Below are 25,772 nucleotides of genomic sequence, written 5' to 3' on the forward strand. Positions count from 1 at the left end.
AGCAATTATTACGATAGAACCAAATAAAAACAATTATAGTAATTTATAATCAAATTACGTTTTTTTGTTTTTGTGATCTATTACACAATAAACAAAGATCTTAATTCATAAATAAAAAAACGTAATTGTTTACTCAATATTTTTAATAAATAATCCTGCTTGTTATTTCGTCATAAAAGAGGAGTATTTATAATGAGTTACTTTGATAAAATTGAGAAAGTAAAATATGAAGGGGAGCAATCTAGCAATCCTTTTGCTTTCAAACACTATAATCCAGATCAAATCATTTTAGGTAAAACAATGGCAGAACATTTACGTTTTGCGGTTTGTTATTGGCATACATTCTGTTGGGGGGGAACAGATGTTTTTGGTTCAGGTTCACTCGATCGTTATTGGCAAAAAAATAGTGATCTTCTCGAAGGAGCAAAGCAGAAAGCAGAGGTAGCATTTGAGTTTTTTACTAAATTAGGTGTACCTTATTACTGTTTCCACGATACAGATATTGCACCAGAAGGTCATTCATTTAAAGAGTATTTTTATAATATTAGTACAATGGTTGATATTTTAGAAAAGAAACAGGCTGAAACAGGTGTAAAATTATTATGGGGAACAGCAAATTGTTTTTCAAACCCTCGTTATTTAGCTGGAGCAGCAACAAATCCGAATCCCGAAGTGTTTGTTTGTGCTGCAACTCAAATTTTTACGGCGATGAATGCAACTAAGCGTTTAGGTGGTGCTAATTATGTATTATGGGGTGGGCGAGAAGGTTATCAAACATTATTAAATACGGATTTGAAAAAAGAGCGTGAACAACTTGGGCGATTAATCCAAATGGTTGTGGAGCATAAGCATAAAATTGGGTTTGATGGCACGATATTGATTGAACCAAAACCACAAGAGCCAACCAAACATCAATATGATTATGATACTGCAACGGTGTATGGTTTCCTAAAAGACTATGGCTTAGAAAAAGAAGTGAAAGTTAATATTGAAGCAAACCACGCAACATTAGCAGGACATTCTTTCCATCACGAAATTGCAACAGCTTGTGCGTTAGGCATTTTTGGTTCTATTGATGCTAATCGTGGTGATGCTCAATTGGGTTGGGATACCGATCAATTCCCAAATAGTGTTGAAGAAAATACTTTAATTATGTATGAAATCCTAAAATATGGAGGGTTTACTACGGGTGGATTTAATTTTGATGCAAGAATTCATCGTCAAAGTATTGATCCTTATGATTTATTCCACGCCCATATTGGTGGTATGGATACGTTAGCCCTTTCTTTAAAACGTGCCGCAAAAATGTTTGAAGATCAGGTATTGCAAACTATTGTAGAAAAACGTTATGCTAAATGGGATTCTGAATTAGGTAAACAGATCTTAAACAAACAAGTTTCACTACAAGATTTAGCTAAACTTGTTGAAGATACTGGTTTAGATCCCAAACCTCTATCAGGACAACAAGAGTATTTAGAAAATAGAGTAAATGCTTATATTTATAAATAATCAAATAGACAAGCGGTAATTTTATTTGTATTTTTTACAAAATAAATGACCGCTTGTATATCTTAAAATAAGGAAATCTTATGTATATTGGAATCGATCTTGGTACATCTGGAGTAAAAGTTTTTTTACTTGATGAGGAGCAAAATATTATTGCAACATCTCATCGTTCCCTTTCCATTTCTCGCCCACAACCGCTTTGGTCTGAACAAAACCCTGATGATTGGTGGCAAGCAACACATCAAGCAATGTTGGAATTATCAACAAAACATAATTTGAGTAGTGTGAAAGCGATAGGGCTTACAGGTCAAATGCACGGTGCAACACTATTAGATAAAAATAATAAAATCTTATCCCCTGCTATTTTGTGGAATGATGGGCGTAGTGCAGCAGAGTGTAAAGAGTTGGAGCTAGCGGTTAAAAATTCTTGTGATATTACAGGAAATTTAATGATGCCAGGTTTTACAGCACCAAAGCTGAAATGGGTTCAGAAAAATCAACCAGAAATATTTGATCGTATAGCAAAAGTTTTGCTTCCTAAAGATTATTTACGCTTAATGATGACAGGAGAGTATGCTTCTGATATGTCTGATGCAGCAGGTACGATGTGGCTTGATGTAGGAAAAAGAGAATGGAATAGGGATATGCTTAATGCTTGTGGTTTAGATTTATCAAATATGCCAACCTTATTTGAAGGTAATCAAATTACAGGGATATTGAACAAGCACATTGCTCAAAGCTGGAAGATGAAAGAAGTACCTGTTATTGCTGGCGGTGGAGATAATGCAGCGGGGGCGGTTGGCATTGGGCTACATAAATCAGGGCAGGCAATGCTATCATTGGGTACATCGGGTGTTTATTTTGTGGTAACGGATAAATTTACTTGTAATCCGCATAAAGCAGTACATAGTTTTTGCCACGTATTACCGAATAGATGGCATTTGATGTCGGTAATTTTAAGTGCAGCATCCGCAGTTGATTGGGTGCAAAAAATTACGAATATACAAGATATTCAATTATTATTTAAACAAATTGAACAAGAATCGATGTCTGATTTATTATTTTTACCTTATCTTTCAGGAGAAAGAACACCGCATAATGATCCTTATGCAAAAGGCGTATTTTGGGGATTAGATCATAATACAAATCCTATTTCACTCGCCAAAGCAGTAGTTGAAGGGGTAAGTTTTGCGTTATCAGAAGGGATTGATGTTTTACACGAGACAGGGGTAAAAGCAGAAAGTATCGCACTCATTGGCGGTGGAGCGAAAAGCCATTATTGGCGACAGCTATTAGCAGATATTACGGGAAAAACATTGGAATATCGCACAGGTGGTGATGTTGGTCCTGCGCTAGGTGCTGCAAAACTTGCACAAATTGCGTTAAATCCAAATGAAGATGTGGCTAATTTATGCCAGCCATTAAATTTAGAAACAATTTATGAACCAAATATCAATAATCATAATTTGTATCAAGAGAAAAAAGAAAAATATATAGCGTTATATCAATCTTTAAAGCAGTTTAATTAGTTTTTTGGCCAAGTTGTGAGTCTTAGTCAGGGCAATATCATACTTTAATTGAATATTGCTTTGATTTATGATCAAATACTCCTTTTACAATGAGAGCAACATGGCATTTATTGAGCATTTTAATCAATTAGAAGATACTTGTTCACATATTAATAAAAAACATTATTTACTTGATATTATATTTCTAACAGTCATTGCAATTTTATCTGAGGTCGAAGGTTGGAAAGGCGGTGATTATGTTCTTCAAGTAAAAGATAATCAGAAAAAATTACTGCAAGAAATAGAAAGTTTTTATCATAAATCTCGCCGAGATACGCTATTTTTAATTGAACAAGGTAAATTTAGCTCATTTAAGTCCAATCAAAGATAGTATAAAAAGCAAACTACAACGAGCTGGATGGTCAGATAAAATAAGCGAGTGATTTATATTGGATTAATTATTGTTCAAGTTTGATTTTGGACTGTTATTCTTGAATATTTGTATATAATCTATTTGCTTTCAAGTATAGTAAATCACTATACGTTTTTATTACTTCGCTTATGAGTTTGAATTGAGGATTTTTCCTTACATACTAAATTTCAAAGCGGTACGATCTATCAAAAAATTTACTAAAATGACTAAATCTAACGGATTTCAATTTAAACAATTTTTTATTGCACATAACAAATGTGCAATGAAAGTGAATACGGATGCTATTTTACTGGGAAGTATTGCGAATATAGGTAGTGCTTTATCTATTCTAGATATTGGAACGGGAACAGGGCTAATTGCAATTATGTTAGCACAACGTACCGCTTATACGACCTGCCAAATTACCGCATTGGAGATCGAACCAAATGCTTTTCAGCAAGCTGTTGAAAATATTCAACAAACAGTTTGGAAAGATCGTCTATCTATTAAATTGTGTGATTTTTTAGACTTTCAAGTTACCCAAAAATTTGATCTTATTGTATCTAATCCTCCTTATTTTGAATATAGTCTTGCAAGTAAAAGTAGTGAGCGAGATCTTGCTCGTGCGACCATTCACAGTCATTTTGTGTGGCTAAAACACGCCAAAAATTTACTTTCTGAAGAAGGTAAAATTACCTTTATTTTACCTTTTGATGTAGCAGAAAAATTAATTGAGGAGGCAAAAGAAATTAACCTTTATTGCATTGAGCGTTGGGACATTGCAACGAAGCAAGGTAACCCACCGAAACGAATGATTGTGACTTTTTGTAAAAAGTTTCAACAAAGTGACCGCTTGTTTTTGACTATTTATGACGAAAATCATCAATATACTGAGCAATATAAAAAAATAACGCAATTATTCTATCTTAATTTTTAATGCAAAGAGAGTTGCGATCTTTATTCACATAAAATGTAGATAATTTTGTGAATAACTACGTAATAGTTGTTGAAAGGTAATAAAAATAAGTGTTAACCTGTTGTTTTATAAATTCTTTTTTATTTGTTATTGGTGTTTGTTAAAAGATCATCAACACGTTTAATTGATCTACAATATGGTTATTTATTATGCTTTCGATAGATGTTAATTTTGTTTCTATCAGGCTAGTTTTCGCTACTCTTTTTTTATCCCCATTTACTGTGGATAAATTTGTGTAAATCTAAGAATTGTTTTAGAATGAAGTATTTAAATAACAAATAAATCATTCTAAAACAACAGGTTACTCTTTAATGTTACTATTCATTTTGAAGAGAGCTGTTTTTTAAACAATATAATTCTCAATTCATTTGTACGTTATTGTACTCTTCGTATGTATTCTGAGTGAGATTGTTTGTCAAATAACGCTTGTTGGTCATTCAACACAAATCCGCCGAGTGATTTAGATAAGCTTTCTACTGTGCTGATCATCAATCGTAAATTTGTAACATCATTTCCAGCTGATGGAATATACATAAAAAAGAGAAGACCAATTGTTGAAAATGAGTGTATTTTATCGAGATCAAATACCCCAGGTTGCATCATATTAGCAACACTGAAGATAATTGGACTCGCACTGTTATCAATATGACGATGAAAAATTTTATGTTCACCATATTGAAAACCCATTTCTTCGAGCTTTTGAACAATTTCTTCACCAGAAAATTCTTTATTTTCAGGAGCAACAAGATAAAGGGTAATAATTTTCTCTTCTGTTGTATTCTCTTGAGTTTGTGTTACCTCTGGTGCTTGTTTTTCTACCTCTATCTCTTCTTCCTCATTTTTAATTGTGTCTTGAGTATTAAATAAGGATAATTGTCTCTCTTCTGATTTTTGCTTTTCTTTTGCATTTTTTTTATTATTTAAACGTATTTTTATTTTATTGATAGACTTTTCAACTGCAGAGTCTTCATTGTTTTCTGGCAATTGTTCTGTCGACGTGTCATCTTGTACATTGTCATACTTCTCATTTTGAGATAAATGAGAAAAAGAGAGTTCATTTAATGGTGTGATGGGTTGTTGTGGACGACTAGCAAAGTCATTTTCAAATATATGAGATTTTTCTCTGCGAGAAGACAAGATTGAATAACCAATTAACAATGTAATAAGTATTCCAGCTAAAATAAAGAAAATAATTGAGAGTTCCATTGCATCCTCTTTTGTCTTATAGTACGTACTTTGGAAAATGATATGAATAGCTTACCATATTTCTAAGAATATTTTAAAAATATAAGGAAAAATATTATGATTTTATTACCTCCACCTTCTCAAAATCAGTTTGAGGCGGGGATTTATTATTTTACTTTTGGATGGCGTTTGATTTTTCAGCGAAAATTACTTCCTTTTATTTTGTTTCCATTACTGATTAATATTACGCTGATTATAGGTTTAGTATGGTTATTTATTGTTAACCTTAATGATTGGTTAAATTCTCTTGTAAGCTTTATGCCTAGCTGGTTAGATTGGATAACAGTGATATTGATCCCTATTGCAATTTTGGGTTTAATGCTCTTTTTCTATTTTACTTTCACAACACTAGCCAATTTTATTGCAGCGCCTTTTAATGGTCTATTGGCAGAAAAAGTGGAACTTCAATTAACGGGGGAACTGTTATTAGATACTTCTTTTGCCGACATATTAAAAGACATTCCAAGAATGCTTAAACGCGAATGGCAAAAAATGATGTATGCACTTCCTCGATTAGTTATTTTATTTACATTAGGCTTTGTACCTCTTTTAGGACAAACGGTGATCCCTATATTATTATTTATATTGGGATGTTGGTTAGTTGCAATTCAATATTGTGACTATCCTTTTGATAATCATAAAATTAGCTTTATTAGAATGCAAAAAGCATTATCTGAACATAAAGTAATGAACTTAACTTTTGGTACACTGATAAGCATTGCCACGTTAATTCCAGTAATTAATTTAGTTATTATGCCTGTTGCTGTGTGTGGTGCAACTGCAATGTGGACACAAGAATACCGTACTTTCTTTTTAAATAGTGATTTAGGGGAGTTTTATGATAGAAAAAAGAGTAAATTTATAAATAAAATATAAAATGCTATTTAATTAAACAGGATAAGCGGTGCGATCTTAATTAAAATTTGCTAAAATACTCTCCTATATTTAGATTAGAGGCTTATAATGGAAACAATAGAGAAAATCAAAAAACAAATTACAGAAAATCCTGTTCTTATTTATATGAAAGGATCACCAAAATTTCCTTCTTGTGGTTTTTCTGCTCGAGCAGTAGAAGCATTGATGGGATGCAAAGTTCCTTTTGGATATGTAGATATTTTAACTAATCCTGATATTCGTTCAGAATTACCAAAATATGCACAATGGCCAACTTTTCCACAACTTTGGGTTAAAGGTGAATTAGTAGGTGGTTGTGATATTATTTTAGAAATGTATCAAAAAGGTGAGCTTCAAAAACTATTAAAAGAAGCGACTGAAGAAAATCCAGCTTAATTTTAGTATTTATAACCCCTATTACTTTACAAAAGAATAGGGGTTTTTAATTACATAAATTATATTACTCAACCGTTACTGCTTTTGCTAAATTACGAGGTTGATCAACATCAGTGCCTTTAATTAAGGCGATGTGATAAGACAATAATTGTAATGGCACGGTGTAGAAAATCGGTGCCGTAACCTGATCGACTTTTGGCATTACTAACGTTTTGAAATTATCTGAATCCGTAAAACCAGCATCTTTATCCGCAAAGATATAAAGCTGTCCGCCTCTGGCACTCACTTCTTCAATATTCGATTTTACTTTTTCTAATAAATCATTTTCAGGAGCAATTACCACTACTGGCATATCGCTATCAATTAAAGCTAACGGACCGTGTTTTAATTCGCCTGCGGCATACGCTTCTGCGTGAATATAAGAAATCTCTTTTAATTTTAACGCAGATTCCATTGCGATAGGGTAAAACTCACCACGTCCTAAGAATAGAGTATGGTGTTTTTCGGCGAAATCTTGTGATAATTTTTCAATTTCTTTGTCAAACACTAACGCACTTTCAATTTGTGCGGGTAAGCGTTGTAAAGATTGCACAATTTGTTTCTCTTCTTGCTCTGAAAGGTTACCTTTTAAGCGTCCGATCGCAGCGGTTAATAATAATAAACAGGTTAATTGAGTTGTAAAGGCTTTGGTTGAGGCAACGCCAATTTCCACGCCCGCTTTTGTCATAAAGGCAAAATCAGATTCACGCACTAATGATGAACTTGCCACGTTACAAATCGCCATTGAAGACATAAAGCCTGATTCTTGTGCTAAACGTAATGCTGCCAAGGTATCTGCGGTTTCCCCTGATTGTGAAAGGGTAACTAATAAGCTATTTGGACGAGTGACAAATTTGCGATAACGGAATTCAGAGGCGATTTCTACATCACAACTTACGCCCGCAATAGACTCAAACCAGTAGCGAGCCACCATTCCAGCGTTATAAGACGTACCACACGCGACGATTTGGATATGCTCTACTTTCTCTAAGATTTTATCGACATCTTTGCCCATTGCGTCAATATTCACTTTACCATTGGTAATACGACCTTCAAGGGTATTGATAATCGCAACTGGCTGTTCAAAAATTTCTTTTTGCATATAGTGACGATACTGCCCTTTATCCGCCGCATCGTGTTCAAATTGTGATTCGTGAATTTCACGTTGCACAGGCTTATCTTCGCTATCAAAAATATCCACTGTTTTACGTGTAATCTCAGCCACATCGCCTTCTTCTAAGTAAATAAAACGGTGGGTAACACTTAATAATGCCAAAGGATCTGAAGCGATAAAATTCTCGCCAACACCTAAGCCGATCACTAATGGACTACCTGAACGAGCCACGATTAAATGTTCTGGTTCATCTTGGTTCATCACCACAGTGCCGTAAGCCCCACGCAACTGTTTGACAGTTTTTTTCACAGCGTCTAATAAGGTTTCAGAGGTACGTAGTTCCCATTCCACTAAATGAGCGATCACTTCGGTATCCGTTTGTGATAAAAATTCATAGCCTTTCGCTTTTAATTCTTCACGTAATTCTTCGTAGTTTTCAATAATACCGTTGTGAACCACCGCAATTTTACCACTAACGTGAGGGTGAGCATTGGTTTCACTTGGCTCACCGTGGGTCGCCCAACGTGTGTGTGCAATACCTGTTCCACCAATAACATTACTTTCAGCAACAGCATTTTCTAATTCTTTGACTTTACCCACTCGGCGAACCACTTGCATCTCTTTGGTTGTCGCATTCAGCACAGCAACACCTGCCGAGTCATAACCACGATATTCTAAACGGTGTAACCCATCAACTAAAATGTCTGCCACATCACGCTGTGCTACTGCACCTACTATTCCACACATTATTCTATTTTCCTTTTATATAAATTTAAAATGACTAAATTTCAGCAATCAGAACGTCAATACCTTTTTGTTCCAATGCCTTCTTAATTTCTAAATCAATTTGATTATCGGTAATCACACGATCAATATGATCCCAATCTAATTCCACATTAGGCATTTTTCTTGCCATTTTGTGAGACTCAATCATCACATTCACTTCACGAGATACGTCTGCCATAACCTGACTCAACCCAACTAACTCATTAAAAGTTGTCGTCCCCCTTGCCAAATCCAACCCATCAGCACCAATAAATAACTGGTCAAAATCATAGGATCGCAATGCGGTTTCTGCCACTTTTCCTTGAAAAGATTCCGAACGAGAATCCCACGTTCCCCCTGTCATCAATACCGTTGGCTCAATTTCCAAAGCGGTTAATTCTGAGGCAAGTGCAAGAGAATTTGTCATCACAACTAACCCTACTTGATTCAAATAAGGAACCAATGCCCCTGTCGTACTACCACTATCAATAATGATACGATTATGCTCACGAATACAACTTACTGCCAATTTTGCAATCGCTTTCTTTTGTTTCGAAACATCTTCAATATGTTGCTCATCAATAAATTCAGACGGCATTTTAATTGCCCCACCATAACGGCGTAACAATAGCCCACTCTCTTCAAGTATTGTTAAGTCCTTGCGAATTGTTACTTCTGAGGTTTCAAACTGTTCTGATAACTGTTCCACACTCACTTCCCCTTGTTCTTGAACAAGAGTAGCAATTAAATGACGACGTTGTTGGGTATTTCGTTTTGACATAAAATGTTTTGATTCGATTTGATTAAGTTTCGTTTCGTAATTATATAATAAAAAAGAGATAAGCGGTAAGATTTTTGTGGTGATTTGTAAAAATAAGATGATGGGCAGTATAAAAAGTAGAGTACTATGCTTCAAGTAGTGATATTTTTACTTTCCTTACTTAATCTAACAATATCTCAATTATGTTAATTCTATACCTATTAAATATAATAAAATCAATAAGATCACGAAATAACAAGTTTATAAACTTCATTTTCTCACGAAATGATACATTCTCTTTTATAAAATTCTCACGATATCAAACATTTTTCTCAGGGCGTTGAGCAATTGATTAACCCTGTTTTTCGTAAAAAAGATTTTGTGGTTGAATCTGTGGTTAATTCGCTTTTTGAACGTCAAGGACCACTTGCTGAATTACCAGTAAGGATAAAAGTGTTAGTGAGTTTGGGTGCTATTTCAACAGATGTTTGTGAGGATATTAATCTTTTTATCGGATTAAAAGAGTAATCCCTTTATAATAAATAATTACTCATCAAATAGCCTCATTGTTTTACAAATTCTATTCAACATCTACCCGCTTATTTTGTTCTTTATGTTTCTTGTGTATTTTCCATAACATTTTGGCATCTAAATTTGATGATGAAATCATTGTTAAAAAGACGGCGGCACCAAAGAATACAGCAGCACTGCCGACAGAAAAACTGATGATTTGTCCTCGTTCTACGAGCGACATCATTAAAGCAAGCACAAATAAATCTAACATAGACCAGCGTCCTACAAAATGAACATAGTGCAATAGCTTTAATTGAAAGTGAATATTGTGTTTAAAACGATAGTGAATCGCCAATAATAAATAAGTGATAATGATAATTTTACTGAAAGGGACTAGGATACTCGCAACAAAAACAATCATTGCGACTAAGTAGCTTCCCATTTCTATAAATAGTAGAACGCCCGAAATAAGAGAGTCTGCAGAAATTGATCCTGCCGAATTGGTGATTGAAATAGGTAAAATATTTGCTGGAATAAGCATTATAGTACCAGCAACTAGTGTTGCCCACACTCGTTGTAATTTTATACTATCAGAAATAGTTAATTTACTTTCACAACGTGGGCAGCGTAATCGTCCTTTTAAGTCAATGATGTTTTCATCAAAGGTATATTCGCATTCGGCACAAAGTGTGGGTGAACAAGGGTGATCTGGAGGTAGGGTATGATATTCAGGATAAAAATCAGACCATAATTGTTGAGGATTGATTTTGATAAATAATAGTGTAGTTAGTAGGGTTGTGATAACAAAAGCAGAGAGATAAATATCAAAATGTAAATCTGCATATTCGTGTACTTTAAATGCAGCTACAGCTAAAGCAACAAAATAAACATCTAGCATTACCCAGGGTTGAATTTTGGTTAGTAGCAGTAATGTATATTTGGGGCGTTGTTTTAATAAACGTTGTATTGCTAATGTAACAACCAGTGAGGCAAAAAGGCAAGGCATAATCACAGCACAGATAAGTACCATAAAGGCAGTAATCGCATAGCCAGAAACAGCCATTTTCCAAATGCCTCCCCAAAAAGAGGCATAGACTGGCATTCCTAATAAATCAATACGCATTAGGGGAAAGGTTAATGCAAAAGGAAGTAAAATAAGAATAGAGATAGCAATAATTGTGCATTTAATGAGCTTCCAGCTATGTCCTTGATGTAACACTTTATTACAATTCGGGCAATAAGCGGTATGATTATGGTCAGTTTTTGCAATTTTTACTGTGATATCACACTCTTTGCAACGTTGTAAGTAAGTTAAGTCTTGTTTCATTCGTGTTTTTTATTCGGAATAATTAAGACTATTGTCTATAATATAATGAGTTTTGCAAGTAAGTTTTAAAAAATACAATTTTCCCTTTGACTATTTTAGTTTCTATCTGTAATATCTTCACCCTATGAAAAAGGTAAAACTACCCCTAACAATTAATCCTAAAAAAGATGCACAGCATCGTATGGACTACAAAGGTTTTTTTCTAAAAGATGCTTTAGGTCGTTTGGATGAACTTGTTGGTAATGTGCAAAGTGATGCACAAGTTACACTTTCGCTTGATATTGATTCTCAAGGTTTGACGGTGATGAAAGGCACCGCAAATGTTGAAGTAGAGTTAGAATGTCAGCGTTGTGGTAACCCATTTTCACAAGTACTCGACTGTACGTTTAGTTTCAGTCCAGTATCTAATATGAATCAGGCGGACAATTTGCCCGAAATTTATGAACCACTTGAATTAAATGAATTTGGTGAAATAAATTTACTAGATGCTATTGTGGATGAATTTATTCTCAATTTACCCCTAGTCCCGAAACATAATTATGAACACTGTGAAGTGTCCGTGGCGGAGCAGGTTTTTGGTGAAATTCCTGACGAGGAAGAAGAAAAACCAAATCCGTTCGCCGTATTAGCTAACTTAAAAAAATAATCTAGATTAGGAGTATAGCCAATGGCTGTTCAAAAAAGTAAAAAAACTCGTTCAAGACGTGGTATGCGTCGTTCACATGATGCATTAACAACTGCTGCAGTATCAGTAGATGCTCGTGGTGAAACTCATTTACGTCATCACGTAAGTGAAGATGGTTTCTACAAAGGTCGTAAAATTAAGTAATTTAATTTAACCACTTTAAGAATGAGAAAACGAGGGCTTTTGTCCTCGTTTTTTTTATTTTTAAAAATTAGTGAAAGCCTTTGCAATTCTTGTTAGAATTGCCAAAATTAATCGTTTTAAATTTTAGAGAACAAAATGTATAGCAGAATTCTAGCAACAGGTAGCTATTTACCTGCGCAGGTACGCACTAATGCAGAACTTGAAAAGATGGTGGAAACCTCTGATGAGTGGATTACGCAACGCACAGGCATTAAAGAGCGTCGTATTGCTGCAGAAAATGAAACAGTTGCCACAATGGGTTATGAAGCAGCAAAAAAATCATTGGAAATGGCGAACATTGATCCTAATGAGATTGGCTTAATTATTGTGGCAACTACTACATCCAGCCACGCTTTTCCAAGTTCTGCGTGCCAAGTGCAGCAAATGTTGGATATTGATGATGCAATTTGCTTTGATTTGGCGGCTGCGTGTTCAGGCTTTGTGTATGGATTAAGCGTAGCAGATCAATTTATCAAAACAGGACAAGTGAAAAAAGCACTGGTTATTGGTTCAGACCTCTTTTCTCGAGCGTTAGATCCTGAAGATCGTACTACAGTTATTTTATTTGGTGATGGGGCAGGGGCTGTTATTTTAGAAGCATCGGAAGAAGCAGGGATTTTATCAACCCATCTTCACGCAACAGGTAAAAGTGCCAATGTTTTATCATTAGAAAATCAAGCTCGCGTATTAGAAAGTGCTCCAGCTTATGTAGAAATGCAAGGCAATGATACCTTTAAAATTGCGGTTCGAGAATTGGCTAATGTAGTGGAAGAAACCCTTGAATATAATCAGTTAAAGCGGGATCAAATTGATTGGTTAATTCCACATCAAGCCAATTTACGTATTATTTCAGCCACAGCACGCAAATTAAAAATGGGGTTAGATCAAGTTGTTTTAACCTTAGATCGTCACGGTAATACATCAGCAGCCTCTATTCCTGCCGCTCTTGATGAAGCGGTACGAGATGGACGTATTCAACGTGGACAAACGCTATTATTAGAGGCATTTGGTGGTGGTTTAACTTGGGGTTCAGCCTTAATTCGTTTTTAATTTGAGTGATATAGAATAGATAATGACACAACAAACTTTAGCAGATAAAAAACGTAAAACAGTGGAGCAGGCTGAGTTTACTGAAGATGGACGTTATAAACGTAAAGTTCGTAGCTTCGTACTGCGTACAGGGCGAATGAGCGAATATCAACGTAACACAATGAATAATAATTGGGCAACCTTTGGGTTAGATTACCAAATCACTCCTTTTGATTTTAAAACTATTTTTGGAAATGATAACCCTGTTATTTTAGAAATTGGTTTTGGAATGGGTAAATCTTTAGTTGAAATGGCAGAGCAAAATCCAGATAAAAATTATATTGGAATTGAAGTTCATACACCGGGTGTGGGGGCTTGTATTGCTTATGCGGTGGAAAAGCAAGTGAAAAACTTACGTGTGATCTGTCACGATGCAACGGAAATTTTACGAGATAGTATTTCAGATCACTCATTGGCAGGCTTACAACTCTATTTCCCGGATCCTTGGCATAAAACAAAACATCATAAACGCCGTATTGTTCAATCAGAATTTATTGTAAAAATCTTACATAAACTAACCGCTAATGGCTTTATTCATTTTGCTACGGATTGGCAGAATTATGCAGAGCATATGTTGGAAGTATTGCAACAGTTTGATACAGAGCTAGAAAATCAATCCCCTACTAATGATTATATTCCACGTCCAGATTTTCGCCCTTTAACCAAATTTGAAGAGCGAGGAAAAAATTTAGGGCACGGAGTGTGGGATCTGTATTTCATTAAAAAATAAATATGTTATAACAGGGCAAAATCATACTTGAACAATAATTAACCAAATATAAGTTGCTCTCTTATTTTATCTGACCATCCAGCTCGTTGTAGTTTACTCTTCATACTATCTTTGATTGGACTTAAACGAGCTAAATTCATCGCAAAACGCCTAAATATCGCCATATTTTCAGGGGCATTTTCTCGACGAATTCTTGATTCATCTTCTTTAAAAATCACATCAAGTACCCAGTGTGAACTGTTTTCAATACTCCAATGACTTCTTATTGCTTTTGCTACTATCTCAGGTGCAACAGGCAAAGAACTTATATAATAAGAGACTTCTTCACTCTTTTTTTCTTTGATTGTTCGTTTTCTAACAACTTCTATAATTGAATTTAAATTTGACCAACCATTTGTTTGTTCTAACCAGTCAGTTACAGCTAATTGTGTATAGGTTCTTTCTTCTAATCGCCCATGTTCACCATCAATCTGTTCAAATTTATTTTGTTCAATTAAAACAGGTGTATCTCGACGAGTTTTATGATAAAAACTTTCTATTTCTTGCAGTAGTTTTTTTTGATTATCTTTTACTTGAAGGACATAATCACCGCCTTTTTTATCAATTGCTTTTGTCACTTTTTTCAAGCAATGCATAGCATCAGCAGTAACAATATTTCCTTTTATTTCTAAGATTTCAATCAACTCTAAAACCGTTTCAACTTCATTCTTTTTACCTTTAGATTTACTTTGACTCAGCACTAATTTCTGGTCTGTTGCATAGGCTGAAACACTATGTAATGCTGTCTTTCTATCACCATCAAAGGAATGACGAAGTGTTTTTCCATCAAATGCAATGACACTTTGTCCATTGGCTTCTCGTATTTCATTAACCCAACGCATAAAACAATGAGTTAACTCTTGTGGGTCTAGGGAACTTACAATCCTAGCAATCGTATCATCGACTGGAATACCATTTTCAAATGCCCTAAATTTACGTAACCACTGGAGTTTTTCATCACCAAATAACTTAATACCTTTCCAACCTTCCGCCCCTGATAAAATGGCGGTTACTGTTAGAAATATAATATCCAGTAAGTCATGTTTTTTATTAATATGTGAACGAGTATCTTCTAATTGATTAAAGTGCTCAATAAATGCCATTTTATGTCTCCTTTTATATATAAAGGAGTATTTGATCATAAATTAAAGTTATATTCAATTAAAGTATGATCTTGCCCTGTATGTTATAAGAGAAAATCACCTTCATTTTTAAGGCGATTTTTTTATTTTCAGCTTTTCATTTAAGCACACTATTATTAATGCAACTATTCCTGATGCTATTCCACTAACGATAATATCCCCATATTGAGTCAGATTTTGCAGAAAATATATTCTTATTATAAAGATACTGCTTGCGAGTATTATCATTTTAAACCAGAAACTTAATTTAGGTTGAGTATATTGGCAGGGTGCTTGTTTCATCATTAATAAGTAACTAAATATAAATAACATCCCAACAACACTGCTCAAATGTTGTAATAATTTGAAAAAAGGAATAGTCGTGTTAGCAATAGTTTGATGAAGTTCAAAGTAATTAACCAAACAAGTATTATGATGAGTAAATAGATCCCAAAATAAGTGTGAATAAGCCCCAATAATGATAGAAAAAATAACAATAAAATAATGTCGTTTAAAGTAGCCAAACCCATCATCATTTTTAAATATGGCTAAACGACCTTGAATAAATCGAGGAGAATTTTCTATCAATGGTTTTTTTATAATGCGATGAAAAATAAGGTATAAAATAAGACCTAAAGGCAAATCAAACCCTAGTACCCCATAAAATGTGTGTCCATATTCGCCATACATCTTCATTCTTAAAAATATTCAAAATCGGGTGTTAAACTACCAATAATCAGAGCAATTAATGAAACGTGACGCCCTAAAATATTTTTTAGCGGTAGCACAATCGCAGGATGTGAAAAGTAAATGGCATTTGATTTTATAATATGAATAATTGATATCGAAAGTGTATCAGAAAAAAAAGATAATACAAAATTGTAAATTTTTGATAGGATCATACCGCTTATATTATGCTTGGAATAGCGGTTAGTTCATTCAAACTATTTACAAAAAGTGTAAGTTATGTCAATCTGAACGGATTATATTATATCAATTTATAGCGTGGTTAAATTTATGGAATTTATTATTAGTCTTTTGAACATTGTGATTAGTTTTTTTAGTTTTGTTCTTATCTTACGAGCGTGGTTGGAGTTTTGTAGAGTTAGCCCTCAGCTACCCATCTCTCAGTCTCTTCTTCGTTTAACTCAGCCTTTGGTTAATCCAGTAAGCAAGGTTATTCCTAATCTACGTGGAAATATTAATGTCGCCGCTATTTTGATTGCGATTGTGATAGTAACACTCTTTTATTTTTTCTTTATTGACACTATTTCTATTACCACAGCGGTGTTGATTGGTTTATTAAGTGTGTTAAAAACTTTTGGACAAATTTTATTTTTTACTACATTAATTCGAGCATTAATGAGTTGGGTCACACAAGGTAATCATCCTTTAGATTATACCGTAGCACAAATTACAGAACCCGTATTGGGTTTAATTCGCCGTTTTCTTCCAAAAACAGGAATGCTTGATTTTTCTGTAATGGTATTGGCATTTATTTTATTAGCATTAAACCAATTTTTGTATAGTCATTTAGGTGGGCTTTGGGCAATTGCATAAGTTTACTAAATGACCAAGTAAGCGGTAGGATTATTATGAAAATTTACAAAATCGAGTGGAAACTATCCAGTTAATCTATAATTATGTAAAAATTTTAAAAAAAGGGGTTGATTAGATTTTTAAAATCAGTATGATTACCCCTCGTTGAATAGTGATGGGGCATTAGCTCAGTTGGTAGAGCAGTGGACTTTTAATCCATTTGTCGAAGGTTCGAATCCTTCATGCCCCACCATTCACGTACCCTATATTAGTAGTTTAATAAGGGGCATTAGCTCAGTTGGTAGAGCAGTGGACTTTTAATCCATTTGTCGAAGGTTCGAATCCTTCATGCCCCACCATTCACGTACCCTATATTAGTAGTTTAATAAGGGGCATTAGCTCAGTTGGTAGAGCAGTGGACTTTTAATCCATTTGTCGAAGGTTCGAATCCTTCATGCCCCACCATTTAATTTTCTTAAATTTGCAAAAAAATCTTAAAATCGTACCGCTTTTTGGTATAGTTACATCAATTTATTTATTCTTCCATTTTAGTTATGTTAAAAAAAATTATATTTATTTTATTTTTGCTTCCTATTTGCTTAGTCTCATTAGTAAGCTATCGTTATTTTCAAATTATTAATCAACCTATTGAAAGTAAACCTCAGCAATTTTTAATTATTGAGAGAGGCACTTCTAGTAAACAATTAGCCACCTTACTTAGCCAGCAACATATTGTTAAGAAATCATTTTTATTACCTTATATTATTCGCTTCGACCCTAAATTTAAAGATTTTAAAGCAGGGGTATTTTCTCTTGATAAGGTAACAACATTAGGTCAATTATTAGAGCAAATAACGGGCTATCAACAAGTTCAACTTTCGTTGCGTTTTATTTCTGGAAAAACATTTAAAGATTGGTTAGAAACAATTAAACAAGCCTCGTTTTTAAAACAAACGCTAAAAGGAAAATCAGAAGAAGAAATTGCTAAATTATTAGGCATTCCACATTCTAAATTAGAAGGATGGTTTGCTCCAAATACCTATAATTATATTCCTTATTCAACGGATCTGGCATTATTACAACGCCTTTATAAAAGACAAAAAACTATCTTGGATAATGCTTGGAATAATAGGGATGAAAATTTACCACTTAAATCAGCCTATGAAATGTTAATTCTTGCTTCTATCATAGACAAAGAAACAGCCAAAGCAGAGGAACGACCTCAAATTGCCTCCGTTTTTGTTAATCGATTACGTTTAAAAATGCGTTTACAAACCGACCCAACCGTTATCTATGGAATGGGAGATAAATATAAAGGCAACATTACAAAAAGAGATTTACGAAAACCAACAGCTTATAATACCTACGTGATAGAAGGCTTGCCTCCAACACCTGTTGCAATGCCAAGCGAAGCAGCAATTAATGCGGTTGCTCATCCCGATACTACTACTTATCTGTATTTTGTGGCAGATGGAACGGGTGGGCATAAATTTAGTCGTACACTTAAAGAACATAATCAAGCAGTGCAAGAATATCTAAAATGGTTAAGATCCAAGAAAGGAAATTAAAATGTTAAAGGGAAAATTTATTGTTATTGAAGGTTTGGAAGGTGCAGGAAAAAGTAATGCACAGCAAATTTTCATAGATAGCTTACAAAAACATAATATTCAGTTTATTACTACTCGTGAACCCGGTGGAACGCCTATTGCTGAAGCATTACGCCGAATTTGGAAAGAAGGTGTTGAAGGAGAATATACGACAGATAAAGCAGAATTATTAATGCTTTATGCGTCAAGAACACAATTAGTAGAAACCATTATTCAACCTGCATTAGACAATGGAATATGGGTTGTAGGTGACCGTCATAATATGTCTACTTTAGCCTATCAAGGTGGTGGGCGAGGATTAAGTGAACCATTGCTCAATACAATCAAAAATGCCATTTTAGGTGAGTTTGAACCCGATTTAACGCTTTATTTGGATCTTGATCCTAAAATTGGTTTAGAGAGAGCAAAAGGACGTGGCGAACTCGATCGGATAGAGCAACAACATATCGATTTTTTTTATCGTACTCGAAAACGTTACTTGGAATTAGTAGAACAAAACCCTAAAGCAATAAAAATTAATGCAGAACAGTGCTTAGAAAAGGTTTCAGAAGAAATTAGAACGGTTGTTGAGAAGTGGTTAGCTCAGACCGAAAAGTAAAAGATGATATTGCTAGGCTAATCATACTTGAAATTTATACCCCCCCTCCTAGCCTCCTTCCGCGAGCGGAGGAAGGTTAGGGAGTATTATTGCTATTCATTTATAAAACTCAATAGTTAAAAGTCTATGGTTACCCTGTTTATATTCCTTTAAATCTAATTAAACAAGTTGATTGAAGTGGTTAATTAGTAGATAATACCCCACTATTTTTTTAATTTAGTGGGGTTTTTTATGAGTGATATCAATGTTCCTCTGATCTTTACAGATGCAGCTGCGGCTAAAGTAAAGAGTCTAATCGAGGGGGAAGAGAATCCAAACCTCCGCTTGCGAGTTTATATTACAGGTGGAGGTTGCAGTGGCTTCCAGTATGGTTTTACTTTTGACGAAGTAGTAAACGAAGGTGATTTAACGATTGAAAATCAAAATGTTGGATTAGTTGTCGATCCAATGAGCTTACAATATTTAATTGGTGGAACAGTTGATTATATTGAAGGGTTAGAAGGTTCTCGTTTTGTTGTTAATAATCCAAATGCAAGTTCCACTTGTGGTTGTGGATCGTCATTTACTGTTTGATTAAGTAAAATCATTTTAAAGTTGTATAAATATTGATTTTTACTGTAATTTCTGGATTTTTTCAAAGAGTGATAACTATTATAAAATAGCTCTTCACTAGGACTTCAGAGATCAAGAGTAATTAAAATGGCAATTGAAAAGCCAACCACAGTGCAATTCCATTTAGAAGTATTACGCCAAATTCCTAAAAGTTATTCAATCACCGCTGATGAACTACAAAAGAAAATGGCGAATATTGGTTTTGAGCGTTCATTGCTGCAAATTTGCTACAAATAATTAATTGGTTGTAAATGCCAAAGGTGGTGGCTACCGCAAGAAATACAATGGCGAACAATAAGCTCATAGATAAATAATTACCCCTAACTATACAGGAAAGAATTAGAATACGAAAAAGAAAGTATTGTAGCTGATTAGGAGGAAAGTAATGCTAAATACTTGATATTAACCTTACATAGCAAATATAATGCAATAAAACAAACTTAACTCTTAATAACAAGCATGTCTATAGATTGGAAAAAAATAAGATCGTATGAAGGCTCTCAACAGTCTGCCTTTGAAGAGTTAGTATGCCAAATCGCACACAATAAATTTGCTCCAAATACACAAAATAAATATGTACGAGTAAAAGCACCTGATGGTGGAGTTGAATCATATTTAACTTTTCCAAATGGAGATGAGTTTGGCTGGCAAGCAAAATATTTTTTTGACATTCAAAACAGTCAATTTGATCAAATTGAAAAATCTTTTAAAACGGTTATTGATAAACACCCAAATCTAAAAAAATACTATGTATGTTGCCCCATTGATAAGCAAGATCCGAGAATAGAAGGCAAACAATATTTACAAGATAGATGGCACCATTTTGTTAATAAATGTAAGAAAATAGCTGATGATAAAGGTATTACTCTAGAAATTGAATATTGGGGAGCCTTTGAACTCAATAGTGAATTACAAAAAGAATATAATACAGGAGTAACAAAATTTTGGTTTGGGTGTGATGAATTTTCAAATAATTGGTTTAATGAGCAAGTAAATGGATCCATAAAAAACTTAGGAGCAAGATATAGTACTGAGTTAAATTTTGAAAATCACGAAATTGCATCATATTTTGATTTTATGATAAAAAATTCAAAATTCTGTGATGATATTTTTAATTATCTACAAGAAACCTTTAAAATACTAAACAAAATTTATAGTGAATTACAAAGTAAGCAGTTCAACACAAAAAATCAGATTGTGAACAAGGTTGAAGTTGGACTACAACAGCTTCAAGATTTCTGGATAACAATATCTGAAAATAATCCTACAGAATTGGATATTTTAAAAATAGAAAATTCTTTACAAGATATATTTGATCAAATACTGCCATTATTAACATCCAAATATATCATAGACGAAAATTATAGAATAGATAGTTTATTAGATGAATTAGGAAAAGCTATATATGATATTACTCAAAAGTGTTATTATTTAGCTGATAATCCATATCTCATTATTCATGGAAAAGCTGGCATTGGCAAATCACATCTACTTGGTGATATTGCAAATAATCTTATCAAAAATAACAAAAAGTGTGTTTTCTTGCTTGGTCAACGTTTTACCAATGAAACACACCCTTGGACTCAGATATTAAAAGATGAATTAAGATTGTGCTGTAATGAAGATGAATTTTTAGGTATATTGAATACCATTGGACAAGCACAACAAGAAAGAGTGTTATTTATAATTGATGCACTTAATGAAGGTAAAGGTTGTCATTTTTGGAAAGATACACTAGCTAGTTTTATAGCTAAATTCTCCAAATACCCTTGGGTTGGTCTTGTTTTATCAATTCGCTCTGAATACAAACAAAATATATTAGCAAATATACAAAGAGATATTGAAACAAAGCGTATTATGTTGATAGAACATATGGGGCTTTCCTCAAATATTGTAGATGCTACAGAGTTCTTCTTTAATTACCATCAAATCCCTTTACCAACAGAACCCTTGCTCATTAATGAATTTTCTAACCCTTTATTCCTTAAAATATATTGTGAGTATAGAAAAAGTACTCCCAAAGAAGTATCTTCATTATTAATTAGTGAAGTATTTAGAGAATATTTTAAAACAATCAATAAAAAAATATCTGAAAAATTAGGATATAGAGTAAATCTTAACTTAGTATCAAAAGTACTTAATGATATTGCTGAAGCAATATTTATGGGTAATGGACATTCCATTAATTATTTAGACACTACTAATATTATTAATCAAAATTACAGTGCCATAATAAGTGCCGATATATTTTTGCAAGAATTACTTGCAGAAAACTTATTAACTGCTCAAATGGATAATGCAACAGATACAGAATATCTGCATTTTACATTTGAACGCTTTCTTGATTATCTGACTGCACAATATATTTGTGAAACACTTACAACAAAAAAAGATTTCAAAAATAATTTGGAACTATTATACAACAATTTACTATATAAGGATAGAATATTATCTTCAGGTGTTGTAGGTGTTTTATCATTTCTTATTCCCATAAAATATGGTTTTGAACTCTATGAAGTTATAGACTTAAAAAGCATAAATTATTCTTTTGATATTGTCGATTTATTTATTGAAAGTCTTTATTGGCGTAATAATGATAACTTTAGTCTTGATAAAAATAGACTATTTATAAATGGGGCTATCTCTCACAGTAATCACTACTTATTGAGACATTTCCTCAACCTTAATTATCAAGTTGCTGGCAAGGAAAATCATCCACTTAATGCAGAAAAATTACATTTATGGCTATCAAAATTTTCATTAGCAGAACGAGATTCTTTTTGGACAATAGAAATTAATAGGGGTTTTGAAAATATTGATGCCTTACAAAACATTATTCTTTGGGGTAAAAATCGTAGTTTTTCAGATAGTCTATCGGATAATAGCCGTTTTTTACTTGCCACTGCATTGTCATGGGCATTATCTACTACCAATATTGCTCTAAGAGATGATATCACAATTGCTCTTGCTCGATTACTACAAAATCACTTATCTGTGGCTAGCGATATTTTGAAACGATTTAGTAGTGTTAATGATCCGTACATTGTAGAGCGAGTATTTGCTGCTAGCTATGGTGCTGTACTGTCTTCTCAAAAGACAGTACAGTTACAAGAAATCTGTACTTTTTTACTCAACAATTTTTTTTCAAAAGATGAAATATACCCAAATATATTAGTACGAGATTACGCAAAAAATATTGTTGAATATGCTCATTTGCACTCAATCATCACATTAACAGATGATGAAAATGATTTAATTCATCCACCGTACAGTAGTTCATTTCCAAAATCACTACCTAGTAATGATGATATTGATACTCAATTTAATAATTACAACAAGGATACTTCCCCAGAATATTATCGCTCCATTGATATAATATTTCACTCTATGGCAACAGAATATGGTCGTGGAATGTGTGGTTATGGAGATTTTGGTCGTTATACTTTTGAAGCCAAGTTCAGAAATTGGAAAGGTCAAGTTGATATTAATTTACTCAGTAATTATGCAATACAACTGATTTTTGAAAAATACGGATATAATCCTGAATTACACGGCAAGTTTGACAGATATTCTATCAGTAACGATAGATCACGTAATACTATTGAACGCATAGGGAAAAAATATCAATGGATTGCAATGTATGAAGCAATGGCTAGAGTATCTGATAATATAAAAATGATTGCTCCAAGCTCTCGCTACGGTAGTAATCCACAACAAATATGGTACAACGGTTCTGTCGAGCCTTGTTTACGAGATATAGATCCTTCATTTATTCCACCTAGTAATGATAAGCGTATGATCCATACCCCCGATTATGATGACTGGGATAATGATTATGAAAAATGGACAATTTCTAAAAATAATTTAATTAATATTAGGGAATTATTATCCCTAGAATATGATAATGCTCAATGGTGTTCATTACAGCGTTATGTTGATTATAATCCACGCCAGTTAGACGATAATAGTTGTAATGGTTATCAAAACCTTTGGTATAGGGTTCAAGCCTGTTTAGTACATAATAAAGATTTTGAAAATATTATAAGAAATATTCAAAATAAAAGTTTTATGAACAACTGGATGCCACAACCTGTGGAACATTATAATAATATTTTTTATGGTGAGTATTATTGGTCTCCTTTATTTTCTGTGTATAACAATAATTATTATAGTCATAGTAACTGGCAGAACATTACTCATAATAAACAAATTATTGGTAAGGCTCACTCTTGCAGTAATAACTACATAATGGAAGGAATAAAAAACTCTCGATTAGCTACTGAAGTTTATGTACCTTCTGAGTTAATTTATAAAACATTAGAGTTAAGTCATGATATTTACGCAGGTTCTTGGCTTAATCAAAATAATGAAGTAGTCTTATTTGATGCTGGTCTTTATGGAAATAGTAAGAATAATTTATTGATACGGTTTGATGAATTAATGATATTAGAAAAATTACTAGATTGTCGTATCATTTGGACTGTTCTTTCTGAAAAAGTAGCAATGCACGATATGGTAACGCACACAAAAAATCGTCTCACGATATCAGGCGTGTATTATTTAGAAAATGGTATTATCACAGGAAATGATTACTTTTTTATTAATTAGTAGTTTACTTATATAATATTATCATCAACATCTATTGAATAACCATGCTTAACTATTAACCAGTCAAGCATGTTTTGTGCCTAAATTAACCTTATTTCTTCTTAGTCGGACGTTTCCACCCTTGAATATGTCTTTGAGCAACTCGTGTGATTACAAGCTCTTTTTCTGCAACATTTTTAGTAATAGTCGCACCAGCACCAATGGTCGCACCATTTTCAATGGTTACAGGAGCAACTAATTGACAATCTGAACCGACAAAAACATCATCGCCGATAATGGTTTTAAATTTATTTGCACCGTCATAATTACAAGTAATTACACCTGCACCGATATTACAGGTTTCGCCGATTTCAGCATCACCCACATAGCTTAAGTGATTGACTTTTGAGCCTTTACCCACTTTTGAATTTTTGATTTCAACAAAGTTTCCAACGTGAGTTTCAGCGGCAAGATCAGCCCCTGGGCGTAAACGAGAGAAAGGTCCGATAATGGCTTTTTGCCCCACAACCGCATTTTCAATCACAGAATAAGGTTTGATTTCTACATTATCGCCAATTTGACAATTTGTTAAAACACAGCCCGCACCGACCTTCACATTATTTCCTAAGGTAACATTATCTTCAAAAATCACGTTCACATCAATTTCAACATCTTTACCGTGTTGCACTGTGCCACGCACGTCAATTCTTGCAGGATCAATCACTCGTACGCCACCCAGCATAAGTTTTTCTGCTTGTTTTTGTTGGTAAAAACGCTCTAAGGCTGCCAGTTGTAAACGGTTATTCGCTCCTTCCACTTCCATAAATTCGTCCGCTTGCACGGCTTGAACTTTAAAGCCATCTTGATTTGCAAAAGCGATAATATCGGTGATGTAATATTCTTGTTGAACGTTGTTATTATCTAAACGAGCCAACCATTGTTTAAAACTCTTACCGCTCGCTACCATTACGCCCGTATTCACTTCTTTGATTGCCAATTGCTCTGGGTTTGCATCTTTTTGTTCCACAATACCCACTACCGAACCTTGATCACGCAAAATACGTCCGTAACCAGTTGGATTATCAAGCCCTACAGTTAACAACGCAATGCCATCTTGTGGTTTTTGAGCAATCAATTTTTGCAAAGTTTCTTTGGTAATCAAAGGTGCATCGCCGTAAAGCATCACGATATTTTCATCATCGTTGAAAAACGGTGCAGCCTGTTGCATTGCGTGTCCTGTACCGAGTTGCTCGGTTTGTAGCACCCAATTTATTGGCTCGTCTTTTAACACTTGTTGCATTAACTCGCCACCGTGTCCATAAATCAAATGAATATTGTCCACTTCTAATGATTTTGCGGTATCAATCACGTGTTTAACCATCGGTTTGCCGGCTACTTTGTGCAACACCTTTGGTAAGTCAGAATACATACGAGTGCCTTTGCCTGCGGCTAAAATTACAACACTAAGTTGAGTCATTGAAAATCCTTATAAATAATTAAATTAATTTTTACGTATTGTAAAGAAAG

21 protein-coding genes, 3 tRNA genes and 3 pseudogenes are annotated in these 25,772 nt (G+C 33.7%); 20 read left to right on the forward strand and 7 right to left on the reverse strand.

Features of this window, described 5'->3' with window-relative positions:
* The first annotated feature begins 189 nt into the window (after window positions 1–189).
* The 4 genes and pseudogenes from xylA (at window position 190) to KGI96_RS10740 (ending at window position 4,363) form a co-directional block, all read left to right on the forward strand.
* On the forward strand, window positions 190–1,509 hold the full coding sequence (gene xylA, locus KGI96_RS10725) for a xylose isomerase (protein WP_211597413.1): 1,320 nt from the start codon (window positions 190–192) through the stop codon (window positions 1,507–1,509).
* An 80-nt stretch (window positions 1,510–1,589) separates the two neighbouring features.
* Window positions 1,590–3,035, forward strand: a complete 1,446-nt coding sequence (gene xylB / locus KGI96_RS10730) for a xylulokinase (protein WP_211597396.1) — start codon at window positions 1,590–1,592, stop codon at window positions 3,033–3,035.
* A gap of 100 nt (window positions 3,036–3,135) precedes the next feature.
* Window positions 3,136–3,351 (forward strand): annotated as a pseudogene (locus KGI96_RS10735) (hypothetical protein); the annotation flags it as partial.
* Between the two features lie 298 nt (window positions 3,352–3,649).
* Window positions 3,650–4,363: a tRNA1(Val) (adenine(37)-N6)-methyltransferase gene (locus KGI96_RS10740; RefSeq protein ID WP_211597398.1), complete on the forward strand. Its 714-nt coding sequence runs from the start codon at window positions 3,650–3,652 to the stop codon at window positions 4,361–4,363.
* 414 nt (window positions 4,364–4,777) lie between these two features.
* Here KGI96_RS10740 and zipA read toward each other — a convergent pair whose 3' ends face one another.
* Complete coding sequence (gene zipA, locus KGI96_RS10745) at window positions 4,778–5,608, reverse strand: cell division protein ZipA (RefSeq protein WP_211597399.1); 831 nt, start codon at window positions 5,606–5,608, stop codon at window positions 4,778–4,780.
* 96 nt (window positions 5,609–5,704) lie between these two features.
* Between zipA and cysZ the strand changes: the two genes are divergently transcribed.
* Window positions 5,705–6,523, forward strand: coding sequence for a sulfate transporter CysZ (cysZ, locus tag KGI96_RS10750; protein WP_211597400.1), 819 nt, complete (start codon window positions 5,705–5,707; stop codon window positions 6,521–6,523).
* An 87-nt stretch (window positions 6,524–6,610) separates the two neighbouring features.
* Window positions 6,611–6,937, forward strand: a complete 327-nt coding sequence (grxD, locus tag KGI96_RS10755; protein ID WP_211597401.1) for a Grx4 family monothiol glutaredoxin — start codon at window positions 6,611–6,613, stop codon at window positions 6,935–6,937.
* Between the two features lie 64 nt (window positions 6,938–7,001).
* Here the strand turns inward: grxD and glmS are convergent, their stop codons facing one another.
* Together glmS and KGI96_RS10765 are read right to left on the reverse strand one after the other, a co-directional pair.
* A complete protein-coding gene (glmS, locus tag KGI96_RS10760; RefSeq protein ID WP_211597402.1) occupies window positions 7,002–8,837 on the reverse strand; it encodes a glutamine--fructose-6-phosphate transaminase (isomerizing) in 1,836 nt (611 codons plus the stop codon).
* Window positions 8,838–8,871: 34 nt separating this feature from the next.
* A complete protein-coding gene (locus KGI96_RS10765) occupies window positions 8,872–9,636 on the reverse strand; it encodes a DeoR/GlpR family DNA-binding transcription regulator (RefSeq protein WP_211597403.1) in 765 nt (254 codons plus the stop codon).
* Window positions 9,637–9,948: 312 nt separating this feature from the next.
* Here KGI96_RS10765 and KGI96_RS10770 point away from each other — a divergent pair.
* Window positions 9,949–10,140: pseudogene (locus KGI96_RS10770) on the forward strand (MltR family transcriptional regulator); the annotation flags it as partial.
* A gap of 55 nt (window positions 10,141–10,195) precedes the next feature.
* On the opposite strand, the gene KGI96_RS10775 reads toward KGI96_RS10770, so the two are convergent.
* Window positions 10,196–11,455 (reverse strand): paraquat-inducible protein A, encoded by a 1,260-nt coding sequence (locus KGI96_RS10775; protein ID WP_211597404.1) that lies wholly within the window; start codon window positions 11,453–11,455, stop codon window positions 10,196–10,198.
* Window positions 11,456–11,579: 124 nt separating this feature from the next.
* On the opposite strand from KGI96_RS10775, the gene yceD reads away from it, so the two are divergent.
* The 4 genes from yceD (at window position 11,580) to trmB (ending at window position 14,142) form a co-directional block, all read left to right on the forward strand.
* Entirely contained in the window at window positions 11,580–12,101 is a 522-nt protein-coding gene (yceD, locus tag KGI96_RS10780) for a 23S rRNA accumulation protein YceD (protein ID WP_211597405.1), read from the forward strand.
* Window positions 12,102–12,122: 21 nt separating this feature from the next.
* Window positions 12,123–12,284 carry a 50S ribosomal protein L32 gene (rpmF, locus tag KGI96_RS10785; RefSeq protein WP_211597406.1) on the forward strand — a complete coding sequence of 54 codons (162 nt, stop codon included), beginning with the start codon at window positions 12,123–12,125 and terminating at the stop codon, window positions 12,282–12,284.
* 135 nt (window positions 12,285–12,419) lie between these two features.
* Complete coding sequence (locus KGI96_RS10790; protein ID WP_211597407.1) at window positions 12,420–13,373, forward strand: beta-ketoacyl-ACP synthase III; 954 nt, start codon at window positions 12,420–12,422, stop codon at window positions 13,371–13,373.
* A gap of 22 nt (window positions 13,374–13,395) precedes the next feature.
* On the forward strand, window positions 13,396–14,142 hold the full coding sequence (gene trmB / locus KGI96_RS10795; RefSeq protein ID WP_249111400.1) for a tRNA (guanosine(46)-N7)-methyltransferase TrmB: 747 nt from the start codon (window positions 13,396–13,398) through the stop codon (window positions 14,140–14,142).
* Between the two features lie 38 nt (window positions 14,143–14,180).
* Here the strand turns inward: trmB and KGI96_RS10800 are convergent, their stop codons facing one another.
* Both KGI96_RS10800 and KGI96_RS10805 read right to left on the reverse strand, forming a co-directional pair.
* Window positions 14,181–15,284: an ISAs1 family transposase gene (locus KGI96_RS10800; protein ID WP_213156405.1), complete on the reverse strand. Its 1,104-nt coding sequence runs from the start codon at window positions 15,282–15,284 to the stop codon at window positions 14,181–14,183.
* Window positions 15,285–15,392: 108 nt separating this feature from the next.
* Window positions 15,393–16,204, reverse strand: a pseudogene (locus KGI96_RS10805) (DUF4184 family protein).
* 115 nt (window positions 16,205–16,319) lie between these two features.
* Between KGI96_RS10805 and KGI96_RS10815 the strand changes: the two are divergent.
* The 9 genes from KGI96_RS10815 (at window position 16,320) to KGI96_RS10855 (ending at window position 24,266) form a co-directional block, all read left to right on the forward strand.
* A complete protein-coding gene (locus KGI96_RS10815; protein WP_211598625.1) occupies window positions 16,320–16,862 on the forward strand; it encodes a YggT family protein in 543 nt (180 codons plus the stop codon).
* A 156-nt stretch (window positions 16,863–17,018) separates the two neighbouring features.
* Window positions 17,019–17,094 (forward strand) — tRNA-Lys (locus tag KGI96_RS10820).
* A gap of 30 nt (window positions 17,095–17,124) precedes the next feature.
* Window positions 17,125–17,200, forward strand: a tRNA-Lys gene (locus tag KGI96_RS10825).
* A gap of 30 nt (window positions 17,201–17,230) precedes the next feature.
* Window positions 17,231–17,306: transfer RNA gene (locus KGI96_RS10830), tRNA-Lys, on the forward strand.
* Between the two features lie 89 nt (window positions 17,307–17,395).
* Complete coding sequence (mltG, locus tag KGI96_RS10835; protein ID WP_211598622.1) at window positions 17,396–18,409, forward strand: endolytic transglycosylase MltG; 1,014 nt, start codon at window positions 17,396–17,398, stop codon at window positions 18,407–18,409.
* A gap of 1 nt (window position 18,410) precedes the next feature.
* The gene (gene tmk, locus KGI96_RS10840) at window positions 18,411–19,046 is read left to right on the forward strand and encodes a dTMP kinase (protein WP_211598620.1); all 636 of its coding nucleotides are present in this window, start codon (window positions 18,411–18,413) and stop codon (window positions 19,044–19,046) included.
* A 231-nt stretch (window positions 19,047–19,277) separates the two neighbouring features.
* A complete protein-coding gene (erpA, locus tag KGI96_RS10845; RefSeq protein WP_211598618.1) occupies window positions 19,278–19,619 on the forward strand; it encodes an iron-sulfur cluster insertion protein ErpA in 342 nt (113 codons plus the stop codon).
* Window positions 19,620–19,745: 126 nt separating this feature from the next.
* Window positions 19,746–19,895, forward strand: coding sequence for a hypothetical protein (locus KGI96_RS10850; RefSeq protein ID WP_211598616.1), 150 nt, complete (start codon window positions 19,746–19,748; stop codon window positions 19,893–19,895).
* Window positions 19,896–20,117: 222 nt separating this feature from the next.
* Complete coding sequence (locus KGI96_RS10855) at window positions 20,118–24,266, forward strand: NACHT domain-containing protein (protein ID WP_211598614.1); 4,149 nt, start codon at window positions 20,118–20,120, stop codon at window positions 24,264–24,266.
* A gap of 91 nt (window positions 24,267–24,357) precedes the next feature.
* Here KGI96_RS10855 and glmU read toward each other — a convergent pair whose 3' ends face one another.
* Window positions 24,358–25,722 carry a bifunctional UDP-N-acetylglucosamine diphosphorylase/glucosamine-1-phosphate N-acetyltransferase GlmU gene (gene glmU / locus KGI96_RS10860; protein WP_211598612.1) on the reverse strand — a complete coding sequence of 455 codons (1,365 nt, stop codon included), beginning with the start codon at window positions 25,720–25,722 and terminating at the stop codon, window positions 24,358–24,360.
* Between the last annotated feature and the right edge of the window lie 50 nt (window positions 25,723–25,772).

This window comes from Phocoenobacter atlanticus subsp. cyclopteri (assembly GCF_018343795.1).
GTDB lineage: Bacteria > Pseudomonadota > Gammaproteobacteria > Enterobacterales > Pasteurellaceae > Phocoenobacter > Phocoenobacter atlanticus.